Annotated in this window: 12 protein-coding genes and 1 tRNA gene; 4 read left to right on the top strand and 9 right to left on the bottom strand. The window is 49.7% G+C overall.

What is annotated here, in order from left to right; translation table 11 throughout:
* The first annotated feature begins 79 nt into the window (after positions 1-79).
* Positions 80-2,935 carry an excinuclease ABC subunit UvrA gene (gene uvrA, locus R6242_RS09130; protein WP_318426157.1) on the top strand — a complete coding sequence of 952 codons (2,856 nt, stop codon included), beginning with the start codon at positions 80-82 and terminating at the stop codon, positions 2,933-2,935.
* 47 nt (positions 2,936-2,982) lie between these two features.
* On the opposite strand, the gene R6242_RS09125 is transcribed toward uvrA, so the two are convergent.
* From R6242_RS09125 to R6242_RS09100, 6 genes are all read right to left on the bottom strand, one after another.
* A complete protein-coding gene (locus R6242_RS09125) occupies positions 2,983-3,591 on the bottom strand; it encodes a 3'-5' exonuclease (protein ID WP_318426156.1) in 609 nt (202 codons plus the stop codon).
* Positions 3,588-5,381: a putative nucleotidyltransferase substrate binding domain-containing protein gene (locus R6242_RS09120; RefSeq protein ID WP_318426155.1), complete on the bottom strand. Its 1,794-nt coding sequence runs from the start codon at positions 5,379-5,381 to the stop codon at positions 3,588-3,590. The genes R6242_RS09125 and R6242_RS09120 overlap by 4 nt, the downstream gene beginning before the upstream one ends.
* Positions 5,382-5,613: 232 nt before the next feature.
* Positions 5,614-5,706: transfer RNA gene (locus R6242_RS09115), tRNA-Ser, on the bottom strand.
* 92 nt (positions 5,707-5,798) lie between these two features.
* Complete coding sequence (locus R6242_RS09110) at positions 5,799-6,800, bottom strand: type II secretion system F family protein (RefSeq protein WP_318426154.1); 1,002 nt, start codon at positions 6,798-6,800, stop codon at positions 5,799-5,801.
* 50 nt (positions 6,801-6,850) lie between these two features.
* The gene (locus R6242_RS09105) at positions 6,851-7,900 is read right to left on the bottom strand and encodes an ATP-binding protein (protein WP_318426153.1); all 1,050 of its coding nucleotides are present in this window, start codon (positions 7,898-7,900) and stop codon (positions 6,851-6,853) included.
* Positions 7,897-8,664, bottom strand: a complete 768-nt coding sequence (locus R6242_RS09100; RefSeq protein WP_318426152.1) for a response regulator — start codon at positions 8,662-8,664, stop codon at positions 7,897-7,899. The genes R6242_RS09105 and R6242_RS09100 overlap by 4 nt, the downstream gene beginning before the upstream one ends.
* Positions 8,665-9,027: 363 nt before the next feature.
* Between R6242_RS09100 and recC the strand changes: the two genes are divergently transcribed.
* Entirely contained in the window at positions 9,028-12,354 is a 3,327-nt protein-coding gene (gene recC, locus R6242_RS09095; protein WP_318426151.1) for an exodeoxyribonuclease V subunit gamma, read from the top strand.
* A gap of 155 nt (positions 12,355-12,509) precedes the next feature.
* Here the strand turns inward: recC and R6242_RS09090 are convergent, their stop codons facing one another.
* Positions 12,510-13,241, bottom strand: a complete 732-nt coding sequence (locus R6242_RS09090) for a pseudouridine synthase (protein WP_293930962.1) — start codon at positions 13,239-13,241, stop codon at positions 12,510-12,512.
* A 325-nt stretch (positions 13,242-13,566) separates the two neighbouring features.
* Between R6242_RS09090 and R6242_RS09085 the strand changes: the two genes are divergently transcribed.
* The gene (locus tag R6242_RS09085; protein ID WP_293930960.1) at positions 13,567-14,676 is read left to right on the top strand and encodes an HD-GYP domain-containing protein; all 1,110 of its coding nucleotides are present in this window, start codon (positions 13,567-13,569) and stop codon (positions 14,674-14,676) included.
* 70 nt (positions 14,677-14,746) lie between these two features.
* Here R6242_RS09085 and R6242_RS09080 read toward each other — a convergent pair whose 3' ends face one another.
* The gene (locus tag R6242_RS09080) at positions 14,747-15,667 is read right to left on the bottom strand and encodes a LysR family transcriptional regulator (protein WP_318426150.1); all 921 of its coding nucleotides are present in this window, start codon (positions 15,665-15,667) and stop codon (positions 14,747-14,749) included.
* Between the two features lie 131 nt (positions 15,668-15,798).
* Between R6242_RS09080 and R6242_RS09075 the strand changes: the two genes are divergently transcribed.
* A complete protein-coding gene (locus tag R6242_RS09075) occupies positions 15,799-16,737 on the top strand; it encodes an NADP-dependent oxidoreductase (RefSeq protein WP_318426149.1) in 939 nt (312 codons plus the stop codon).
* 98 nt (positions 16,738-16,835) lie between these two features.
* Here R6242_RS09075 and gntU read toward each other — a convergent pair whose 3' ends face one another.
* Entirely contained in the window at positions 16,836-18,176 is a 1,341-nt protein-coding gene (gntU, locus tag R6242_RS09070; protein ID WP_318426148.1) for a gluconate transporter, read from the bottom strand.
* Between the last annotated feature and the right edge of the window lie 2 nt (positions 18,177-18,178).

Below are 18,178 nucleotides of genomic sequence, written 5' to 3'. Positions count from 1 at the left end.
AGTAAATGCTTCCAACGCACTTTTGACAGGAAAGTCCGGTATATTATCCGATTCCTCTTTACTGCAGATACCGGCCTTTATGTCGTACCGTCGTATCGAATCATCCGAAGCCCCGCAAATTCGCATTCGCGGCGCTCGCACGCACAATTTAAAAAACGTTAATCTCGACCTGCCACGCGGCAGTTTAGTTGTGATTACGGGGCTTTCCGGCTCGGGCAAATCGTCTTTGGCGTTTGATACGCTCTACGCCGAAGGCCAGCGTCGCTATGTAGAATCGCTATCCGCTTATGCGCGGCAATTTTTACAATTGATGGAAAAACCCGATGTGGATTTGATTGAGGGCCTTAGCCCAGCGATCTCCATCGAGCAAAAAGCCACCAGTCATAATCCGCGCTCCACTGTTGGTACAGTCACCGAGATCCACGATTATCTGCGGCTGTTATTTGCCCGCGTTGGCACGCCCTACTGCCCCGAGCATAAGCAGCCACTGCAATCGCAAACCGTTAGCCAGATGGTCGATCACGTCTTAGCCCTGCCGGAAGAAACCAAGCTGATGATTCTGGCACCAGTAGTGGTCGGTAAAAAAGGTGAAAATGTTGATCTATTTGACGAGCTGCGTGCGCAAGGCTTTGTGCGAGTTCGCGTGGACGGCGAAATCTGCGAGCTAGAAGAAACGCCTAAGCTAGATAAAAACAAAAAGCACACCATCGAAGTGGTGGTCGATCGGCTTAAAGTGCGCGAAGACATCAAGCAGCGCTTGGCCGAATCGTTTGAAACCGCGCTGCGCCACGCCGAAGGCCGCGCGATTGCTTTGGAAATGGATAGCGGCAAAGAGCACTGGTTCTCCGCCAAGTTTGCCTGCCCGATTTGTAGCTACAGCCTGCCCGAGCTAGAGCCGCGCTTATTCTCGTTTAATAATCCAATGGGCGCTTGCCCAAAGTGCGAAGGCCTTGGCCAGATTACTTTCTTTGATCCTAAGCGTGTGGTGGCTCACCCTGATTTAAGCCTAGCGGCAGGGGCGATTAAGGGCTGGGATAAACGTAATCAATTTTACTTCCAGATGCTAACCAGCATTGCTGAGCACTATGGCTTTGATGTCAGTGAAGCGTGGACGGAGCTGACTGCCGAAGTGCAGCAAGCGGTATTACACGGCTCAGGTACTGAGGAAATTGCTTTCACCTATATGAACGAGCGCGGCAATAAAGTATCGCGCTCGCATGCCTTTGAAGGGATTATTCCCAATCTGGAACGCCGTTATGTTGAAACCGACTCGATGGCGGTGCGTGAAGAATTAGCCAAGTATCAAAACAACCAGCCCTGTCCGCATTGCGAAGGCGCAAGGCTGCGGATTGAAGCGCGTAATGTGCGCGTTGGCGAATGTAATCTGCACGAAGTCAGCAAAATGGCCTTGAAAGAAACCGCAGGCTATTTTGCGGCCCTTACGCTCACAGGCGCTAAGGGGCAAATTGCTGAAAAAATTGTGAAAGAAATTCGCGAACGCTTGGGCTTTTTGGTCAACGTTGGCTTGGATTACCTCAGCCTGGATCGCAGCGCCGATACACTATCCGGTGGTGAAGCACAGCGGATTCGCCTTGCCAGCCAGATTGGCTCTGGCCTGACCGGCGTGATGTATGTACTGGACGAGCCATCCATTGGCCTGCATCAGCGCGATAACGACCGCCTGCTGGGCACGCTGCGCCATCTGCGCGACTTGGACAACACCGTGATTGTGGTTGAACACGATGAAGACGCGATCCGCATGGCCGATTATCTAGTGGATATGGGCCCAGGTGCCGGTGTGCATGGTGGTGAAGTGGTAGCGGCGGGCACGCCTGAAGACATCATGAACGAGCCACGCTCGATCACTGGGCAGTTTTTATCGGGTGCTCGCAAAATTGCGATCCCAGAAGTTCGCCGCCAGCCCGATCCAGAAAAATGGCTATCGCTGAAAGGTGCAACGGGTAATAACCTGAAACAAGTTGAGCTGAAACTACCAGTAGGCTTGTTTGTGTGCATTACCGGTGTATCAGGCTCGGGTAAATCTACCCTGATTAATGACACGCTTTACACCATCGCCGCGAAAGAACTCAACGGCGCATCTGGGGAGCCTGCACCGTTTGAAAGCATCACGGGCTTAGAGCACTTTGATAAAGTGATTAACGTCGATCAATCGCCAATTGGCCGCACCCCGCGTTCTAACCCTGCTACCTATACCGGCATGTTTACGCCGATTCGTGAGCTATTTTCCGGTGTACCCACCAGCCGTGAACGCGGCTACGGGCCAGGACGCTTTAGCTTTAACGTGAAAGGCGGCCGCTGTGAAGCGTGCCAAGGCGATGGCGTACTGAAGGTGGAAATGCACTTTCTGCCAGACGTGTACGTGCCTTGCGATGTGTGCCACGGCAAGCGTTACAACCGCGAAACGCTGGAAGTACAGTACAAGGGCAAAAACATCACCGAAGTATTGGGAATGACGGTAGAGCAGGCGCTGGAGTTCTTTGCCGCCGTACCTACGGTGGCGCGTAAGCTGAAAACGCTGACTGATGTAGGCTTGGATTACATCCGCTTAGGCCAAAGCGCCACTACGCTGTCTGGTGGTGAAGCACAGCGGGTGAAGCTAGCACTGGAGCTATCCAAACGCGATACCGGCCGCACCCTGTATATCTTGGATGAGCCAACCACCGGCTTGCATTTCCACGATATCGACCAACTACTGACCGTGCTGCATCGCCTGCGTGAGCACGGCAATACCGTGGTGGTGATCGAGCATAATCTGGATGTGGTGAAAACCGCAGACTGGGTGATTGATCTAGGGCCCGAAGGCGGCGCAGGCGGTGGACGTATCCTGATGAGCGGCTCCCCAGAAGAGCTAGCGGCTTGCACCGAAAGCCATACTGGGCAGTATTTGGCCAAAACTTTAAATATGTGGAAATAAGCGCTAGCTGGCGCATGGTTTTGCCTCCCAACAAAACCATGCGCTGTCTAAACCCGCAGCTTTAAAAACGCCATTGCAGCCAAAAGCGCGTCGTTAACTGGGTTATGCCTAGGCAGGTCTGGGATATCTAAGCTGAGCAAGATATGGCTAAGGCTTAGATCCACCTCAGGGCGATGCGCGCTCACCATTCGGTCATAAAATAACCCAGAAATATCTATCGCCTGATTCGGCAGCGCCACGCCCAGCTTTAAGCTGCGATTAATCACCGCCAGATCAAACTCTAGGTAATAGCCCACGATAGGCCTTGGGCCGATAAAATGCAGTAGCTGCGCCAAGGCATCTGCAAGTGCTAAGCCATCTTGCACATCTTGGTGGCGTAAACCGTGTACGGGAATGCTGGCGGGGTTGATTTGCCCAGCGGGCTTAACTAGAACCGTCCATGTTTCTGAAAGCAAAATGCGCTGATCCTTAATCAGAATCGCCGCAATGCTGATAATCTCGGCCAGCTTAGGGTCTAAGCAGCTCATTTCACAATCTAAGCTAACGTACTCTCCAGCCGGTGGCTGATCCCATAAAAATGCAAATTGCGGATCACGTAAGCCAGCCAGCGCGCGCGATCGCCGCCACTTCTGCACCCCGTCTTGCAGCCATTTCATAGCATGCCTAGCTTAAAGTGATGGCTCATTAATTGCCGAAATTGCTTTACCACCCCAAGCGTATCTTTAAGCAGCTCGCGCTCTAGGGTAGTGAGCTGTGCTGGATCAAGCAGATTATCGATCGGCTTACCCATTGCCTGCCTAGCCAGCCCTAATTTAAGCTGCAAGCCCTGTAAAAATGCCAAAGATTCGCTGATATCTCGGCCAAAGCTTTCATTTAAATGCCCAAGCGCCATCAGGCTTTGAATCCGCCGATAGCTATTGGTTTCTTTAATTTGATATTGCAAAGCCAAGCTGCGCACGCCATGCACTAGCGGAAAAATACCGCCTTTTTTTAAATCTAGGCAGTTTTTATCTGCGCCCGCGTGGGCAATTAACCGAGAAAACAAATTAATTGGCGTGGCAAATTGCTCAATAGGAAACGCGAAGCGGGATAAAAAGGCCGCGTTATCGGCCACGCCATCCGTTAAATAATCGCCTAACTCATCAAATAAAGCGCTTTGCCCGCAAACAGGCCGAGCATCCAGCCAGATCGCCATATTCATCACGTTTTCACTACTGGCAGAGCGGCTCCATTCATCCATTTGGCGCTTATAAGCGCTGACGCTTTGCCGCCACGCAGGATTAGAAATCATCACCCCGCCAGGGCATGGCGGATAACCCAGCTCAATTAAATGAGCCGTAAACTCATCGCAAACCCGTTGCAAATCTGGGTGCTGATAGCCATCGGCAATAATCAGCGCATTGTCTTGATCGGTATTTAAAATCTGCTCGCCCCGCCCTTCCGAGCCTAAAACCAGCAGGCACACATGCGGCAGCATCTCCGGCGGAGCCAGCAGGCTAAAAAGCTTACTAAATAAGCGATGGCGAATTTCGGCCAGCAGCTCGGCCAGTAAAGTGATCTTCATACCGCTGCGGTTTAGGGAAATAATCAGCTGCTGCGTGCTTTTAACCGCAGCCAGTAATGCACTAGGATGCTGGGCGCGGCCAATTTGGGCGGTAATGCTGCGCGGGTTATTGGCCAGCGCCGACATCAGATCAATCTGCTCTAGCACGCCGCAAATCTGCTCGTCTTGCTGCACAATCAGCCTTTGCACTGAATGACGCATCATCAGCAGCATGGCGTGATGCAGATCGTCTTCGGCCTTTACACAAATCAGCTGGCGGCTGATATGGCGATAAATGGCTTCATGCTGCGCATCCAGCCCATCGGCCACCACATTGCGTAAATCACTTTGAGTAAAAATCCCCACGCCCGCAGCTTCTTGCACCAGCACCGCACGGCTGTGCGTGCTTTTCATTAGCTTTGCGGCATCCAGCACGCTGGCGCTTTCTGCCAACCAACAGGGCGGGTGTAACACGGCATCGCCCACCCGTGGCTGCAGCTCTTGCACTGGGCGATCTAGCGCCGCCAGCTTGCGGGCCACATCGGCATAAAAAAACGCCGCAAACTGGCGATTAGCATCGCTGATTTGCATCACCACATCGCGTTTAATATGCCAGAGCAGCGTGTCCTCTACCGCCCGCAAAGTGCCGCAAGCCTTGGCACTGAGCAGTGATTTGCTATCCAGCACATCAAAAGCGCCGTAAAAAACCGCCTCATCCCCTGTGCCCTCTTCACTGACCAACCCTTTCATCACCACCAGCAGCGCATCCACCTGCTGCCCTAGCTGCTGAATAAAATGACCCGCCGCAAAATAACTAATATCCAGCGCAGCTGACAAGCGATCGCGCTCAGCAGCCGTTAAGCTACTAAAAGGTGAGCGATTAAAATCAAAGGATGCCGTCATAAACCCTCCTATTTGCTTATTCTAGCAGTCAGCAAATACCTAGGTGGTCTAGCAAGAATATATCTGACTTAAAACAGTTTTTGCCCGAGCTTGTATCAGATAAACAAAGAATATTGCACAGAAAAACACCGACCTTGGCAAGGTCCAGACGAAAAAAAACCCTTGATCAACAAGGGCGACATGCATTGAATCTAAATTATTTCCCACCAACCTAGGCGATTAATGGGGTACCTGGCGGAGAGCAAGGGATTCGAACCCTCGATACAGGTTTTGCCCGTATGCTCCCTTAGCAGGGGAGTGCCTTCGACCACTCGGCCAACTCTCCGTCAAGAGCGCGGATCATAGCTTTTACTTACAAACAAGTCAAACAAATAAGCCAAAAAATTGTCAAAAAAACCACAGAAAATTACATATAGCCTACAGATCCGCAGGCATCTCTGGCACAGCAGCGCCATTCCCTGCCAGCATGCCATAAGCCATCCACAGCATCAGCAAGCCGTATACAATGCGCGGGAACCACTCAGCCACTTTGCTTTGAAAATCAGCGATATGCTCGCTTTCTATATTTACATGCCGCAGCAGCATTTCTGGCAAAGTGCCGCTAGCTTCCCCTGTTTGCACAAAGCCAATCACCCGCTCCTCACCCAAAAAAATCTGCTGGTCTAGAGCTTTGGCTAGGCTATCCCCGCGCTGCATTTTAGGCAAAATACGGCTGTATTCGCTGCGGATCAGCTGATTATGAATCGCCCGATTCGCCTTGGGCAGGGCATCAAACATCGGCAGCCCCGCTTCCAGCATCAGCGCCATGCTCTCAAAAAAATCCCGCGCATTACGCCGCACATGCATGGCCCCAAACAGCGGCATTTTGATCAGCATTGTTTCAAGCTGCAGCCGTAAACGCGACGGCTGCGCGACTTCCAGCCAATCTGAAACCCCTCTGAACAAACCATAGAGGCTGATAAAAAACAGCATCGGCCGCAGGCAGCGCCACAAATAAGCAGCCGGGCTAAGCGCGCCCAAAACCAAATCAGGCAGCGGCTGCACCAGCAAAGCCAGCACAAATACAACGATGGGCAGCATCATTTTGGAGCGCATCTGCTTGCTTAATCTGGCTTTCAGCGCATAGCGCTCAGCTAGGCGAAAGTAAGTATGCGCAGGGCTGCCCGCGCTGATCGCCGCGTGCAGCAAATCCGCTTCCAGATCGCTAAACAAGCCCGCCATCCGCCCTGCCGCCGCCACATCCTTACCCCGCCCCAACCACTTACGCGCCTCGTCGACCCGAGGCTGGGCTGCTTTTGCCAGCCGCAACGATAAAAAAGCCTGCGCCACCGGCAAGCCTGCTTTTTCCATCGTTGCCAGATGGGTAAACAAATCGGCACGGATGGCATCGTTTAATGGGGGGAGTTTGGGTTTAGGCATGGGGTTTAGTTTAAATAAAAAGTCCAAATTTATTTAAATTAATGAATAATTTAACATTTAAAAGTCAACTCAAACCTATTGCAAGCTTGAGGAATACAAGAAACGTCATAACCACAATAATCACTTATAACTACAAGATCAATATTATTTGCATCAGCAACAATTTTCGCAGTATACAATCCCATACCCATTCCTTCATGGTGAATTTGAGAGGCCCACTTCCCTCGAAAACCTTTGTTAAATAAATTATTTTTCTCATCATTACTAATCAGTGGCCCATAAGATAAAAATATGACTTTCAATGAGTTAATATTTTCTTCAAATTTTACTTCAATATCTTTACTGCTAGAATATTTAATTGCATTTTGAAGCAAACTCAATGGAATTATTTTAAACGACTCAAAAACATCATAATTCCTTCTACTCTCGCCTAATATTTTAATCTTCCTATTACTAGCAGAGGCTTCAGCATGACCCAAAATTATTGCTATCTTATGCACAAGCCTATAAACATCAGTTGGCCTTTTTTTTCCATATGCCGCAGACTCTGTGTTAAAATAAATGGAGATACTATCAAAAGAATCAACAAGCATTTTCGAAGATTTAAATATTGCTTTTTTATCGCTACTTGCCTTAGAAAAATCATCCTCAAAGCTTGCTGTTGAATTAGTGCTAATCATTCTATGTGCAATCGAATAAACTTGCCCTGACCATTTACTAATCTCATGCAATGGCCGCATTGAATCACTAAATGCAACTTCTTTTTGTTTATTAAAATCCCTCAAAAGATGAGAAAAATCAACAGCCCAAGCATCAATATCTTTACTTGTAAACTTTCTCCCCTTTGTATAAGGCCTAAACCACTTAGACACTAGGTCAATATCTTCATAAACCCCCGCAATAACAACATCAAACCCGCCTATTTTCTTCTTTAAAAATGAAAATCCATGTTCACATTGACATGAAGTATTACTCCCCAAGAAACATTTATCAGTACAACAACTAGGCATATCAAATTTTTGACCAACATATTTTTTATCTTTATAAAAAACAGGCCACGGTCTATAAACAGCATTACTATTAAGCAACATTTCAATCATGACAAATCATCTTTAATTTTTCCAACAAAAAAAATTAAACTATCTTTTTCAAAATTAGCAGGAATACAATTAATCCTCCTTAAGAAAACTTCATCAGACATCTTCCCCTCCAAATAACCAACAATAATAGAAGTAACCTTATTGGCCATTTTAGTAGGGACACTCCTTTGATTAAGAATTTCATCAACCTTTTTAGAGTTAACCTCCGAAGAAACTTCATTTTTATATGATTTAATCAAATCATCACACTTAATTGAATCAATTGGCTTTTTCGCAACATCATTAGCCAACTTAAAATACTCAGTCACAGTTGGGTCAAATGTTGTTTTAGAAACAGCCACTACATATGGAGAGTTATTCATCCCCTTAATTCGCTTAATTAACTCTAAAGCCCCCTTATCCCTATCCTCTATAACCACACCAATCATATCTAAGAAAACAATATCGTAGCTGCTGAATTTTTCATACTCAGACAATGATATTTCTTCAAAGACTATGACATCATAATTACACCGTTTTAAATATTCAACAGGAAAATCATGAGGCTCGTCATCAACAATTGCAATTTTTATAACTCTATTACTAGGGCGAATGGACAAGCTATTAACTTTATCAACATAATCTTTGACATTATTAAATTCACATCCCAAAATATATATTTTCATCCTCCCCCAATACTTATATATAGCAAATAAAGGAAGAAGACCAATTAAGTTAGACATCCATCCTAAACTATCACCGAACAGCTTCAATTGATCTATCATCACAACACCAAAAAACATGCAACATTAAAATAAAAATTGATTAATACCACTCTTATAAATAAATTATCAACATGAGCGTGCGCTACTAATTCTTTGAGCTTGATCACACTAAATTATCTTTAATGTGTATGAACATACATAAGAAATAAATAACCCAAACCAAAATCCATGTTAGTTACATAAGAGACATAATCACCACAAAAACCATATGCATATTTTTACACACTACGAAAAAACTTACAAAATTATTTCAAAAAACAAACAGTAAATTAATATTTTGTAAAAAATATATAAAATATAATTTCTCAGATACTTAATTTTGTTTGCTACGATCCTACCTACCCTCCCCCCGAGACCCCATCCGTGCTGCATCTATTCCAATCCAACCGTATCGACGTTCTGCTGGCGGCGCTGGCGCATCAGTTAGAGACTTCTCCTTTGGCGTCCCCCTTTGAGCAGGAAAAGATTGTGGTGCAGTCTAAGGGGATGGGGCGGTGGTTGAATTTTCGCTTGGCAGAAAAACAAGGGATGACAGCGCAGATGGGGTATCCGCTGTTGGCGTCTTTTTTCTGGGATTTAATGCAGCGCACGCTGGGTGGGCAGTTGCCGAAAAGATCACCGTTTTCGCGGGAGATTATGGGTTGGCGGGTATTGGCTTGGCTGGATTCAGAGCCTAATGCACCGGTATTGCTTAATTATTTGCGTGAAGGCGGGGATTTTCGCCGCTTTGAGCTGGCCACGCGGATTGCCGATGTGTTCGATCAGTATCTGGTTTACCGCGCCGATTGGCTGCTGGCTTGGGAAAAAAACCAGAACTTGGGGCTGGGGGATGATGAGGCTTGGCAGGCGGCGCTGTGGCGTTATTTATCTAAAGATGAGCTGGATATTCGTGTGGATGGCGGGCATCGTGGCGCTTTGCTGGCGGCCACCCATGCGCGGCTGCTCGACCCGCGCCCTTTAGATTTACCCAGCCGCGTTTCGCTGTTTGGGATTTCTAGCCTGCCGCCGGTGTATATGGAGATTTTGCGGGCGCTATCCAAGCGCTGCGAGGTGTTTATCCATGCGCTCAACCCTTGCAGCGTTCCTTGGGGCGAGATTCGGGATCAGGCCGAAATAGCACGGCTGTCTGATGGTTATGATCCGGATGATTTATATCTGGAGGTTGGCAATCCGCTGCTGGCGGTGTGGGGCAAGCAGGGACGGGAGTTTTTTAACCAGCTGATTGCCGAGCCAGAAATGATGGAGTATTTCACGGCCTTTCCAGGCAACCATGAAACACTGCTGCAAACGCTAAAAAGCGATGTGCTAGAGCTGGTGGCCCGCAGCCCCGAAACCGCACAACGGGTGGCGCTGGATGATAAATCGCTGCAAATCCACGTTTGCCATTCGGCCATGCGCGAAGTAGAAGTGCTGCACGATCAACTACTGGCCTTGTTTGAACGGAATACCAGCTTAAGCCCCGCCGATATTGTGGTTTTAATGCCCGATATCGAACATTACATTCCTTATATTGAGGCGGTGTTTGGTCGAACAGATCAGCGGAAAACAGCAACAGATCAACACAAAAACCCAAACCCGCACGTGCCCTTTGCCATTGCCGACCGCAGCCTGCGCGATTCCGCCCCACTCGCCCAAGCGCTATTAGAGCTGCTCACCCTGCCGCAATGCCGGTTTGCCAGCGATTGGATGATGGCTCTGCTGGATATTCCCGCCATTGCCCGCCGTTTTGATATCCCCGCCAGCGAGCTGCCCACCATTCATCGCTGGATCAATGAGCTGGGCATTCATTGGGGCAGAGATGGCGAGCATAAGGCCGAGCTAGGCCTACCTAATACTTTTGAGCACACTTGGCGCTTTGGCCTAGATAGATTGCTGCTTAGTATTGCCCTGCCCGCTGGCGTAGCTCACCATGCGGCTCCGCTGTTTGCCGGAACCCTGCCAGGCAATGGCGTGGCGGGCAATCAGGCTCAGCTGGCTGCTGGATTGGCGGCCTTTGCTGAAACGCTGTTTGCCCAAGCTGCGGCGCTATCTGGCGAGCACACCCCAGCAGAGTGGCATATCAAGCTGATCGCTCTGATTGATGCGCTGTTTGCGCCAGACGATGATGAAGTGGTGTTGATGGCCGAGCTGCGCGAGCAGGTGATGGAATTCGCGCTGCAAAGCCAAGAGGCGGGCTACGCTGCACCGGTGGATTTATCCGTGCCGCGCAGCTGGCTGAATGGTGCGCTATCCGGCAAGATTCCGAGTGGTGGATTTTTAACCGGCGCGGTGACGTTTTGCGCCATGGTGCCGATGCGCTGCCTGCCCTTTAGAGTGATTGCCCTGCTGGGCTTTAATGATGGCGCTTTCCCACGTGAATCCCGCCCGCCTGGTTTTGATTTGATGGCACACAATCCGCAATACGGCGATCGATCCCGCCGTGCCGATGATCGCTATCTGTTTTTAGAAACCCTGCTTTCGGCCAGCGATGTGCTGTATCTCAGTTATGTAGGCCGTGGGATTCAAGATAATGGCGTGATTCCGCCATCGGTGGTGGTCTCTGATTTAATCGACGCGGTGAGCAAAAGCTTTGTGCTGGCAGACGCCGCCCCCATGCCAGCCTTGGGCAATGAGGCACTAAAATGGCGGCGCTTAGAGCGGGAACGCCTGCTTAGCCATCTGATTATCGAGCATCCGCTCCAGCCCTTTAGCCCGCGCTATTTCAAAGACCAGCGGCTGGCAGCGTATTCACCGCTGTGGTTTGCCGCCGCAACGCAACTGGGCCAAGCACAAAACGCGCCCATATCGGTACTGAGCGAGGCCTTGCCGCCGCCAGAGCTTGCGCCGATTGCCTTTGCCGATTTTCTGTCTTTTTGGCGCAACCCCACCCGCTATTTGCTCAGGAATCGCCTCGGCATTCGCCTCGCCACCGAGGCGGTAGAGTTTGAAAGTAATGAGCCATTTAGCCTGTCTTTCTCCGCCAAAAGCGAGCTAAACAGCGTGATTTGGCAATCCTTAGAGCAAGGCTGGAGCACAGACGCCATTGCCACTGGCCGCGCCGCAGGCCTGCTACCCCACGGCGGCTTTGGTGATATCAGCGCCGCCAAGCAATCTGCCACCATGATTAAGCTGTATAACACCGCCGAACCACTGATCAGCGATGTGCCCCTCGCGCCGTATTCTTTCCGCTTTGAGCTAGCTGGGCATATTTTAACTGGCGCTTTGCACCAACTCCGCTCCAATGGCCAAGTGATGATCTGGACCGATCACAACTCCCCCATCGAGCTGATCGCCTGCTGGCTAAAACACCTTGCGCTGTGCCTAGCCAGCCCTGATGGCGTGGCACAGGAAACCCGCATCGTCAGCCAAAAAGGTCATTGGCGCTTTGGGGCGGTAGAAAACCCCAGTGCAGAGCTAGAAAAATGGCTGCAATACTACTGGCAAGGCCAAGCAGAGCGCCTACCCTTTGCCACCCGCAGCAGCGCCAAATATGCTGAAGCGCTTAGTCAGGATGACGGCTCTACTGACAAAGCCAAGAAAGCCGCCTTTGAATCTTGGCACGGTAACAGCCTGCGCGGTTTTAGCGGGGAAGAAAGCGAGCCATGGTATGAAATGGCTTGGCGCGGGCAAAGCCTGCTGAACGATGAGAAATTTACTGAGATAGCAGCAGAGCTGCTGCTGCCAATGTATCAGGCAAGAGGCGAGGTTTAATAAACGTAATAAATAAGGGCAGACCACATTTAATTGTGGTCTGCCCTCAATGATTCAAAGCAAAATGGTGCAATGCCCTTTCGCTGGGCGACATAAACGTCGCATGCAGCGCTTTTGGCACCCTACAAAACCATGGACTTACGCTCTAGCATGGCTTAAAAGCGCTCTTCCATACGCAAATAGCGCCACTGGCCTACAGGCAAATCAGAGAGCGATACGCGGCCAATGCGCAGGCGGCGGATGGCGATTACTTTTAAACCCACTAATTCACACATGCGGCGAATTTGGCGCGGGCGGTTTTCGCGCAATACAAAACGCAATGCGTCTTCGCTCTGCCAACTCACCTTAGTGGGCTTAAGGCGCTCTTCATCTAGGCTTAGGCCATTATTTAGCTGCTTCATGCCTTCATCGGATAAAAAGCCTTCAACTTGCACCACGTATTCGCGCTCTACATCTACATCTGACAGCAGCTTTTTAGCGATACGGCCATCTTGCGTCAGCACTAATAAGCCCGACGAATCAACATCTAGGCGGCCAGCAGGGGCCAGATTATGCATATGTTTTTTTAGAAACACGATGCCCGATTTATCGGCAATAAAGCGTGTTTCAGCTTTGATCAATGTCCAAGCTGGGCGCTCACCTGGCTCGGCGGGGCCAGAGACATAGCCAACGGGCTTATGCATCAGGATGGTGGCACGTTCGGCTTGAAATAAAGTAGCTTGGCGCTCTAGGGTAATTTTTTGTTCTGGAACAACGCGGCTGCCCAGCGTGTCCACCACCACGCCATCGACTTTTACCCAGCCTTGTTCAATAAATTCGTCGGCCTCGCGGCGTGAACACATGCCAAGTTCAGTCATGCGTTTGGATAAGCGGATGGATTCAGTCATGGTCGTGAAACTTTTCTTAAGAGCAATCTGCTATTGTACCCTTTAAGACAAAAAAAAACGCCACCGATTCGGTGGCGTAAATACATACAGAGGAGAGAGATGAAACAACATCGAAATCAATTCAATGCAAAAATTCCGTTTCAGCAGTAGTCATTCTAAATCCTGATGCCCACTGCGTCGTTGCAGGATTAACATCTTACGCCGCGAATATTACCCAGCAAAGACAAGCAAAAACTGCCGCTGCACAGAATAAAGCCCAAATTTGAATATCTTCTGCAGTAATGGCGACTTATGCTTAAGCTATATAAGCCCCAAGGAGCTCGCCATGAACTACGACAGCTTACTCGTTCCAAAAATACACGATATCAACACTTTCCAAGATTTTCGGGAAAGCCTAGCGGATTTAGCCCCGCGCATTGAGCAAATCATTGCCGAGCTTAAGCGTGACCCCGGAAAGATGATGTTGATCTCTGATTTATTCCGCGCGTTTCATAATATAAAAGGCGATGCTGGATTATGCCGAGTCGAGTTTGTGATTCCCTTAGTGCATGGAATAGAAACACTACTGGCTAGAATGCGCGCAGGCGAAATTCAACTCACGGAGGTGCTTTCTGAAGTGCTACTGCTTACCTTAGATAGGCTAGAGCAAGCCGTAGAATCACTCAGTAATAATGCTTCCGCCAGCAGTTTGCACTTGCCCACGCTAGCCCGTGGCTTAGATGGCTTATCCACCTTGCAAGCCGAGGAGCTTGATCCCGCTTGCGCTAGGTTGATTGAAGCAGTAACAGGCTTTAAACATGCAGCAGTCATTGTCATGCCTGATCGCTCACGTAATGAAGTGGAGCGCTCTAATGAAGATCGTAGCCAAGATTTGCGCTTTTTCCGCAATATGGCGCTGCAATTAGAAATGCGCTCACCCTTGTTCCGTGGCCGCACCGCACGTAATTTGCAATTAGCGTTAAATACAAATAAAGCCGCGGGCGGCGTTGTTTCTAGCACCCAGCTAGAGGCGGCTGTTTATATGCACGATATTGGCATGATGTTTTTGCCTGAATCGCTATGGCTAAAAGTAGGCAGAATGACCGATGCCGAGCGAGCCCAGCTCATTGATCACCCTGCTTGGGCCGCCGGTTTATTGAGCCGCATGGATGGCTGGCACGACGCATCAACCATGTGTTTGCAGCACCACGAAAACATCAACGGCACCGGTTACCCCAATAAACTCAGTGGCAACGATATTGTGCCAGGCGCAAAAATCATCGCCTTAGTGGATGCTTTTGAGGCCGTTATGCTAAAACACAGCCATCGTGGGCAAAACAAATCCGTATTACGCGCCATTGCCGAGGTTAACGCATCCGATCTGCAATTTGATTCAGATTGGATCGAGCCATTTAACCGAGTGATACGCACCATGATGGAAAACGGCGGTTTGTAAGAATCAACAGTGCATTCAAGAGCGCCCCCAAGAGATAATGCCCCTTGATACCGAGTTAATTTGGGTTTCGCTATCGGGGCACTGCCAATCTAGGGGCAAATTCGCTGACGATAAACTCGACAAAGGCGGTTACTTTGGCGGGAAGCCAATCGCGTGCTGGGTAGACGGCATACACAGGTAAGCCCACTGCTAGCTGGTAATCGGGCAGCAGCGCTAGCAATTGCCCACTGGCAAGCGGCGCGGCTAATAAGGCGCGGTCAATCAATAATAAACCTAGCCCATGGGTGGCCGCATCGACCAAAGCACAGGCATCATTCATCGCCAAAGGCCCCTTTACCCGCACTTTCTCCTCCCCTAATGGCCCAGAAAAAGTCCATAGATTCATAGCGCGCGAGCCATTTTGGTAAAATAGACAAGCATGCTGTGCCAAATCGCTTGGTGTTTGCGGCGTGCCCTTCTGTGCCAGATAGGCTGGGCTAGCAACCAACTGCAATTGCAATTCACCCAGCTTACGTGCAACCAAGGTTGAATCTGGCAAATGGCCCACCCGAATAGCGATATCGACTTGCTCAGTGGTTAAATCCACAAAACGATCTTCCAATTGCAAGAGCAAATCAACTTCTGGATAACGCTGGGAAAATAAAGAAAGTAAGGGTACTAAATGCACCCTAGCTAGCGACGACGAGCAACTCACTTTTAGCCGCCCACGCACATTCTGCCGATAATCATCGGTAATCGCATCGATATTACCCAACGCCGCAGCCACCGTTTGCGCCTCTTGCCAAACCCGCTCGCCTAACTCGGTTAGCGCTAGCTTGCGCGTTGTTCTTTGTAATAATTTTGCGCCAAGCTGAGCTTCAAACCGCGCCAGCTGCTTACTTACGGACGAACGATTCAAGCCCAGCTCTTGTGCGGCCCCCGTCAAACTGCCATGACGTACCACGCAGGAAAACAAGGCCAAACCTGGCAGAGTATCTAGAGAAAGAGTCATCCGTGCTTCCTTTGGTGTTGCGAGCTGATTGATTCCGTTAAGGCAACAATGTAATGCTTTTGTCAGTACTAATCAATCCAGCGATTCATGGATAAACTAGCCTCATTCACTTACCCACTGGAAGAATAAAAATGACAGCAAGCATGCAAGCCATTCGCCAACACAGCTACGGTCAACGCGATGTATTACAGCTAGAAAATGTGCCAACACCGCAGATTAACGCTGATGATGTGCTGATTCGTGTCCACGCAGCGGGCGTCAATCCAGTGGATTGGAAAATCCGTGAAGGCTATTTGCAATCCATCATGTCTCATGAAATGCCGCTCACTTTGGGCTGGGATGTAGCTGGTGAAATTGTTGCCCTAGGCGAGCAAATCACAGGCTGGAAAATCGGCGATGCCGTATATTCCCGCCCAGATATTGCCCGCAATGGCGCGTATGCCGAGTTTGTTGCCGTTAGGGCCAGTGAAATTGCAAAAAAACCACAAAGTCTAGACTGGCAACAAGCAGCAGCCGTGCCTTTAGCCGCGCTGACGGCATGGCAAGCGCTATTTGAAATAGCAAAATTGCAAGCGGGCGAAAAAGTATTAATCCATGCCGGAGCAGGCGGTGTGGGCCTATTTGCGATTCAGCTCGCCAAGTGGCGTGGTGCCGAGGTGTATACCACCACCTCCGGTAAAAACGCCGAATTGGTCAGCGCCCACGGTGCCGACCATGTCATTGATTACACCCAAGCCAACTTCGTAGATTTACGCGATCTAGACGTGGTGTTTGACACCATGGGCGGCGATATTCTGGCCCAAAGCTGGCAAACACTAAAAGTGGGCGGTAGGCTTGTCTCCATTTGCGACGAACCCGATGCCGCTACCGCGCAAAAACACCAAGTGAACGCCCAATTTTGCTTTGTGCAGCCTAATGCAACTCAATTAAGCGAAATTGCGACATTGCTTGATGCTGGGCACATCAAAGTGGTCATCGACAGCGTGTTCCCATTAGCTCAAGCCGCTCTTGCCCATGAGCGCAGCGAAAGCGGCCGCGCCCGTGGCAAGATTGTGCTGCAAGTTGCTTAAAACATGTAAAAGTATGGCATAGCCCATGCGATAGATAGGCGCTAAAAAGCCCAGCCTTTATCAAAGACTGGGCTTTTTTATGCCGTTTCGATCAATGGCTATGACAGCATAGTAAAGGCCGCCATACCGACCAATGCCCCTGTCGTGCCAAGGATGGTTTCCATTACAGTCCAGGTTTTTAATGTTTGCAGCTCATTGGCCCCTGTAAATTTACCAAATAACCAGAAGCCTGAATCATTCACATGGCTTAATACAATCGAGCCACCGGCGATACAAATAGATAATGCCGCTAGCTGTGCGCCTGAATAGCCCGCTAATTCGATCACGGGTAAAACCAAGCCTACGGTGGTTAAGCATGCCACGGTAGCCGAGCCTTGAATCACCCGCACCATTGCCGCCAAGGCAAAACATGCCACCGCGATTGGCAAGCCTGCACCAATCAAGGCATTACCCAAGGCAGGGCCTACACCAGAATCAACTAACACTTGTTTAAACACACCACCGGCACCGGTGACCAACAAGATAATTCCCGCAGGCTGCAAGGCCGCACTGCAGACCTCCATCACCTTATCTTTGCTCATACCACGGCGCAAAGCGAGGCCATAGATAGCGAGTAAACATGCGGCCAAAATAGCAATAAAAGGATGGCCAATCAACTGCAACCATTGATAAGCGCTGCCGCTTGGATCAACAAAACGCGCCACAATGGTTTTCATGCCAACTAACACTAGTGGAAACAACACCAGCGCTAAGCTAAAACCAAACGACGGCATTTGCCCCTTACCCAAACTAGGCTCACTCACATCTGCTGGCAGCGGCAGGTGTACATGTTTGCTAATAAAGTTACCGTAAATTGGCCCAGCGAGCAGCATGCCAGGGATGGCCGCAGCCAAGCCTAAAACAATCATCCAGCCAAAATCAGCCTTCATTTGCGAAGCCAACAGCATGGCGGTTGGGCCTGGCAAAAGGAAAGCGGCGGCGGCGGCCACACCGGCAAATAGCGGAATCGCCAGCTTGACCACATTACCCCCCGTGCGACGGGCCACGGCAAACACCACCCCAATCAACAGCACCACCGCCACATCAAAAAATAGCGGCAGCGTGCAAATCAAGCCAGCAATCCCTAGAGCATAATTGGCGCGGCTCTGGCCAAATAGATCCAGTAACTTCACCGCGATCTGATCCAGCGCTCCCGTTTCATGCAAGATTTTGCCAAACATAGCCCCCAACGCCACCACCACGGCTAAGAAGCCCAGCGTGCCACCCATACCTTTTTGCATGGTGTCGGCAATTTTATCCAGCGGCATGCCCGAGCCTATCCCCGCAGCAATCGACACCAACATCAGCGCAACAAAAGCGTGTAAACGCGCCTTCATCACTAAAAACAGCAGCATTAAAACCGAGCCAACCGAGGTCACAACCAGTGTTAATGTATCCATTC

The sequence above is a fragment of the Iodobacter sp. CM08 genome (genome assembly GCF_033446605.1).
Lineage (GTDB): Bacteria > Pseudomonadota > Gammaproteobacteria > Burkholderiales > Chitinibacteraceae > Iodobacter.
Note: the sequence above shows the minus strand (reverse complement) of the source record. Positions and strands in the feature narration are given on the sequence as shown.

What these genes read in the sequence shown, in the direction of transcription:
- uvrA (WP_318426157.1), top strand. Translation starts at nt 80, where the DNA reads ATGTCGTACCGTCGTATCGAATCATCCGAAGCCCCGCAAATTCGCATT.
- R6242_RS09075 (WP_318426149.1), top strand. Translation starts at nt 15,799, where the DNA reads ATGACAGCAAGCATGCAAGCCATTCGCCAACACAGCTACGGTCAACGC.
- R6242_RS09090 (WP_293930962.1), bottom strand. Translation starts at nt 13,241, where the DNA reads ATGACTGAATCCATCCGCTTATCCAAACGCATGACTGAACTTGGCATG.
- R6242_RS09125 (WP_318426156.1), bottom strand. Translation starts at nt 3,591, where the DNA reads ATGAAATGGCTGCAAGACGGGGTGCAGAAGTGGCGGCGATCGCGCGCG.
- R6242_RS09100 (WP_318426152.1), bottom strand. Translation starts at nt 8,664, where the DNA reads ATGATAGATCAATTGAAGCTGTTCGGTGATAGTTTAGGATGGATGTCT.
- R6242_RS09110 (WP_318426154.1), bottom strand. Translation starts at nt 6,800, where the DNA reads ATGCCTAAACCCAAACTCCCCCCATTAAACGATGCCATCCGTGCCGAT.
- R6242_RS09085 (WP_293930960.1), top strand. Translation starts at nt 13,567, where the DNA reads ATGAACTACGACAGCTTACTCGTTCCAAAAATACACGATATCAACACT.
- R6242_RS09120 (WP_318426155.1), bottom strand. Translation starts at nt 5,381, where the DNA reads ATGACGGCATCCTTTGATTTTAATCGCTCACCTTTTAGTAGCTTAACG.
- R6242_RS09105 (WP_318426153.1), bottom strand. Translation starts at nt 7,900, where the DNA reads ATGATTGAAATGTTGCTTAATAGTAATGCTGTTTATAGACCGTGGCCT.
- gntU (WP_318426148.1), bottom strand. Translation starts at nt 18,176, where the DNA reads ATGGATACATTAACACTGGTTGTGACCTCGGTTGGCTCGGTTTTAATG.
- R6242_RS09080 (WP_318426150.1), bottom strand. Translation starts at nt 15,667, where the DNA reads ATGACTCTTTCTCTAGATACTCTGCCAGGTTTGGCCTTGTTTTCCTGC.